Here is a 4,646-nt window from a genome sequence, read left to right as displayed (position 1 = left end):
CACCGCGAAGGTGGCGGCACCCGTGCCCGTGCCGACCGGCGCGCCCAAGGCGGCGCTGCCGCAGGTTGCTGCGCCGACCCGCGCGCCCGACCTCGGCGACCGTCCTGAAGAGCGCGTGCCGATGAGCCGCCTGCGTGCCCGCGTGGCCGAGCGCCTGCTGCAGTCGCAGGCCACCAACGCCATCTTGACCACGTTCAACGAAGTGAACATGGCCCCGGTGATGGAGATGCGCAAGAAGTTCCAGGAGAAGTTCGAGAAGGAGCACGGCGTGAAGCTGGGCTTCATGAGCTTCTTCGTGAAGGCGGCCGTGGCGGCTCTCAAGCGCTACCCGGTGATCAACGCCTCGGTCGACGGCAACGACATCGTCTACCACGGCTACTTCGACATCGGCATCGCGGTCGGTTCGCCGCGCGGCCTGGTGGTGCCCATCCTGCGCAATGCCGACCAGATGAGCTTCGCCGACATCGAGAAGAAGATTGCCGAGTTCGGCGCCAAGGCCAAGGAAGGCAAGCTCTCGCTCGATGAGCTGACCGGCGGCACCTTCTCCATCAGCAACGGCGGCACCTTCGGCTCCATGCTGTCCACGCCCATCATCAACCCGCCGCAATCGGCCATCCTGGGCGTGCACGCCACCAAGGACCGTGCCGTCGTCGAGAACGGCCAGATCGTCATCCGCCCGATGAACTACCTGGCGATGAGCTACGACCACCGCATCATCGACGGCCGCGAAGCTGTGCTGGGCCTGGTGGCCATGAAGGAAGCGCTGGAAGACCCGGCTCGCCTCCTCTTTGACATCTAAAGGCACGACCATGAGCAAATCATTCGACGTGGTCGTCATCGGTGGCGGCCCCGGTGGCTACATCGCCGCCATCCGCGCGGCGCAGCTCGGTTTCAACGTCGCCTGCATCGACGAGTGGAAGAACGGCAAGGGCGGCCCCGCACCGGGCGGAACCTGCACGAACGTGGGCTGCATCCCCTCGAAGGCGCTGCTGCAGTCGAGCGAGCACTTCGAGCATGCCGGCAAGCACTTTGCCGACCATGGCATCGGCCTGTCCGACCTGAGCATCGACGTCGCCAAGATGCTGGGCCGCAAGGACACCGTGGTGAAGCAGAACAACGACGGCATCCTGTACCTGTTCAAGAAGAACAAGGTCAGCTTCTTCCACGGCCGTGGCTCCTTCGTGAAGGCCGACGCTGCCGGCTACGAGATCAAGGTGGCGGGTGCGGCGGAAGAGTCGCTGACCGCCAAGCACGTGATCGTCGCCACCGGGTCCAACCCACGGGCGCTGCCTGGCGCGGCCTTCGATGAAGAGAACATCCTCTCCAACGACGGCGCATTGCGCATCCCCTCGGTCCCGAAGAAGCTTGGCCTGATCGGTGCCGGCGTGATCGGCCTCGAGATGGGCTCGGTGTGGCGTCGCCTGGGCGCTGAGGTGGTGGTGCTTGAAGCGCTGCCCACCTTCCTGGGCGCCGTGGACGAGCAGATCGCCAAGGAGGCCGCCAAGGCCTTCAACAAGCAAGGCCTGAAGATCGAACTCGGCGTGAAGATCGGCGAGGTCAAGTCGAGCAAGAAGGGCGTGACGATCGCGTATGCCAACGCCAAGGGCGAAGCGCAGACGCTGGAAGTCGACAAGCTCATTGTCTCGATCGGCCGCGTGCCCAACACCATCGGCCTGAACCCCGAAACCGTGGGCCTGAAGCTAGACGAGCGCGGTGCCATCGTGGTCGACGACGACTGCAAGACCAACCTGCCCAACGTCTGGGCCATCGGCGACGTGGTGCGCGGCCCCATGCTCGCGCACAAGGCCGAGGAAGAAGGCGTGGCCGTGGCCGAGCGCATTGCCGGCCAGCACGGGCACGTCAACTTCAACACCATCCCCTGGGTGATCTACACCTCGCCTGAGATCGCGTGGGTGGGCCAGACCGAGCAGCAGCTCAAGGCCGCGGGCCGTGCCTACAAGGCCGGCACCTTCCCGTTCACTGCCAACGGCCGTGCACGCGCACTGGGTGACACGACCGGCATGGTGAAGTTCCTGGCCGACGCGGCGACTGATGAGATCCTCGGTGTTCACATCGTCGGCCCCATGGCCTCGGAGTTGATCTCCGAAGCCGTGGTGGCGATGGAGTTCAAGGCCTCGGCCGAAGACATCGCGCGCATCTGTCACGCCCACCCGAGCTTGAGCGAAGCCACCAAGGAAGCGGCACTCGCGGTCGACAAGCGCACGCTGAACTTCTGACGTGGCAGCGGTCGTGGGGGTCAGGGCGCTCTACGAGCAGACCCTCGCGGAGCGGGGCTATGCGCCCGACCCCGCCCAGCTGCGTGCGGTGGACGCGCTGGAGCGTTGCGAGCGCGAGTGGGCCGACTACAAGGCCCGCCGCAGCAACGCGATCACCAAGCTGGTCGTGCGGCCGCCCATCCCGCGCGGTGTCTACATGTACGGCGGGGTAGGGCGGGGCAAGAGCTTCCTGATGGACTGCTTCTTCAATGCCGTCCCGCTGACCCGCAAGACGCGGCTGCACTTCCACGAGTTCATGCGCGAGGTGCACCGCGAACTGGCCGAGCTCAAGGGCACGGTCAACCCGCTGCACGAACTGGGCAAACGCATCTCGCGCCGCTACCGGTTGATCTGCTTCGACGAGTTCCACGTCGCCGACGTGACCGACGCGATGATCCTGCACCGCCTGCTCGAATCGCTGTTCGAGCACCGCGTGAGCATCGTCACCACCTCCAACTTCGAGCCCGACGGGTTGTACCCGAACGGCCTGCACCGCGACCGCATCTTGCCGGCCATCGAGCTGCTGAAAGAGAAGATGGAGGTCATCAGCGTCGACAACGGCACCGACTACCGCCGTCGCACACTGGAGCACGTGAAGCTGTATCACACGCCGCTCGGTGCCGAGGCCGATGCCGAGATGAGCGATGCCTTCACCCGCCTGGCCGAAGCCAAGGACGAGGCGCCCGTACTGCACATCGAGCACCGCGAACTGCACGCGCGCCGCAAGGCCGGCGGTGTGGTGTGGTTCGATTTCAAGCAGCTCTGCGGCGGCCCGCGTTCGCAGAACGACTACCTGGAGCTGGCAACCCAGTTCCACACCGTGTTGCTGTCCGACGTGCCGCAGATGTCGCCTCGCCTGGCCTCGGAGGCGCGGCGCTTCACTTGGCTGGTCGACGTGCTCTACGACCGGCGCGTCAAGCTCATCCTGTCGGCCGCGGTCGAGCCGGAAGCGCTGTACACCGATGGCCCCTTGGCGCACGAGTTCCCGCGCACGGTGTCGCGCCTGAACGAGATGCAGTCGGCCGAGTTCCTGGCCCTGGCGCGGCGCGACGTGGACACTTCGCTCACATGAGGCCGAACCTGGCCTGGATGCTGCTCGCACTGTGCGGGCTGGCGTATGGCAATGACGAGGCTGAGCGCGCGCAGATCCGGCAGCAGCGCCAGGCCATCGAGACGCAGTACGCCCAGCAGCAGGAGACCTGCCGAAAGCAGTTCGTGGTGACCTCATGCCTGGACAAGGCACGCCTCGACAGGGTGAAGGCACTCAAGCCCCTGCGCGAGCAGGAAGCCACCCTGGACGATGCCCGGCGGCGCGAGCGTGCACAAGCCCACTCGCAGCGCATGGCCGAGAAGGCCAAGGAGGCCGAGGAACGCGAGGCAGGGCAGACACCCAGGTCGCCCAAGCCTGCGAAGGCTGCGTCGGCTCCCGCCCCTGCCAAGAAGCCATCTACCAAGGTGCCGGCGGTCAAGGCCTCGGCACCCGACCGCAGCGCCGAGGAGCAACGCAAGCGCGAGGCCTACGAAGCGCGCCAGCGCGAAATCGAGGCACACCGTGAAGAGGTGGAGAAGCGCAACGCCGAACGCGCTGCACGCAAGCCGCCTACGCCGCTGCCAGTGCCGGCCAGTGCCGGGCGGCCTTGAGGGCCGATCAGCTCAGCGGGTCGATTCGCACCAGGGCCAGCGACAGGTTGTCGCCCGACCCCCGTGCACGCTGGCGCGCCTTGCTGACCAGCATCTCGCTGGCTTCGCGCGGGGGCAGGGTGTGCACGATGGCGCCCAGTTCCTTGGGCGTGAAGTAGTGCCACAGGCCGTCGCTGCAGGCGAGCATGGTGTCGCCGACTTCGAGGCGGTCGATGTGGTGCAGGGTGAGCGGAGGGTCTTGCAGCGTGCCCAGGCAACCGGTGAGCAGGTTCGACTGCGGGTGGGTGTTGGCCTCGTCCTCGGTGATCTGGCCTTCGTCGACCAGGCGCTGTACGAACGAGTGGTCGATGGTGCGCTTGACCATGTCGGGCCCGCGGAAGTGGTACACGCGCGAATCGCCGGCGTGGATCACGTGGCACTCGCGCGTGGCGCCGATGATGAACGCGGCGACGGTGCTGTGCGGCTCTTCCTCGGACGTGATCGCGGTCAGCTTGATCATCAGGTGCGCCTCGAGCACCAGCTGCTTCATCGCTTCGGCCGCGTCGTCGCGCGAAGGCGCGAAGCGCTCGAAGATCTGCGAGGCGGTGAGGATCACCTGATCGGCCGCCTTGCGACCGCCGCTCTTGCCGCCCATGCCGTCGGCCAGCACCGCCATCACGCTGCCTGGCACGCGCAGGTGCGGAATGATCTGCACCTGGTCCTGCTGGTAGGCACGATCGCCGCGGTGAA

Annotated in this window: 5 protein-coding genes; 4 read left to right on the top strand and 1 reads right to left on the bottom strand. The window is 66.6% G+C overall.

The features are described 5' to 3' along the window. The 4 genes from odhB to VFL64_RS15025 all read left to right on the top strand — a co-directional run. Window positions 1-799 (top strand): 2-oxoglutarate dehydrogenase complex dihydrolipoyllysine-residue succinyltransferase (gene odhB / locus VFL64_RS15040; protein ID WP_489541193.1); only part of this gene is annotated, 799 nt, incomplete at its 5' end. A 10-nt stretch (window positions 800-809) separates the two neighbouring features. Next, window positions 810-2,237, top strand: a complete 1,428-nt coding sequence (gene lpdA, locus VFL64_RS15035; RefSeq protein WP_489541192.1) for a dihydrolipoyl dehydrogenase — start codon at window positions 810-812, stop codon at window positions 2,235-2,237. 13 nt (window positions 2,238-2,250) lie between these two features. Continuing rightward, a complete protein-coding gene (zapE, locus tag VFL64_RS15030) occupies window positions 2,251-3,348 on the top strand; it encodes a cell division protein ZapE (protein WP_489541194.1) in 1,098 nt (365 codons plus the stop codon). After that, window positions 3,345-3,917, top strand: a complete 573-nt coding sequence (locus VFL64_RS15025; RefSeq protein WP_489541191.1) for a hypothetical protein — start codon at window positions 3,345-3,347, stop codon at window positions 3,915-3,917. The genes zapE and VFL64_RS15025 overlap by 4 nt, the downstream gene beginning before the upstream one ends. Window positions 3,918-3,924: 7 nt before the next feature. Here the strand turns inward: VFL64_RS15025 and VFL64_RS15020 are convergent. Then, the coding region (locus VFL64_RS15020; RefSeq protein ID WP_489541190.1) for a PP2C family protein-serine/threonine phosphatase at window positions 3,925-4,646 on the bottom strand (722 nt) is incomplete at its 5' end.

Source organism: Rhizobacter sp. (genome assembly GCF_035702065.1).
Taxonomy (GTDB): Bacteria; Pseudomonadota; Gammaproteobacteria; order Burkholderiales; family Burkholderiaceae_C; genus Rhizobacter.
The sequence above is the reverse complement of the archived record's forward strand: the minus strand, read 5'-3'. Positions and strand labels throughout refer to the sequence as shown.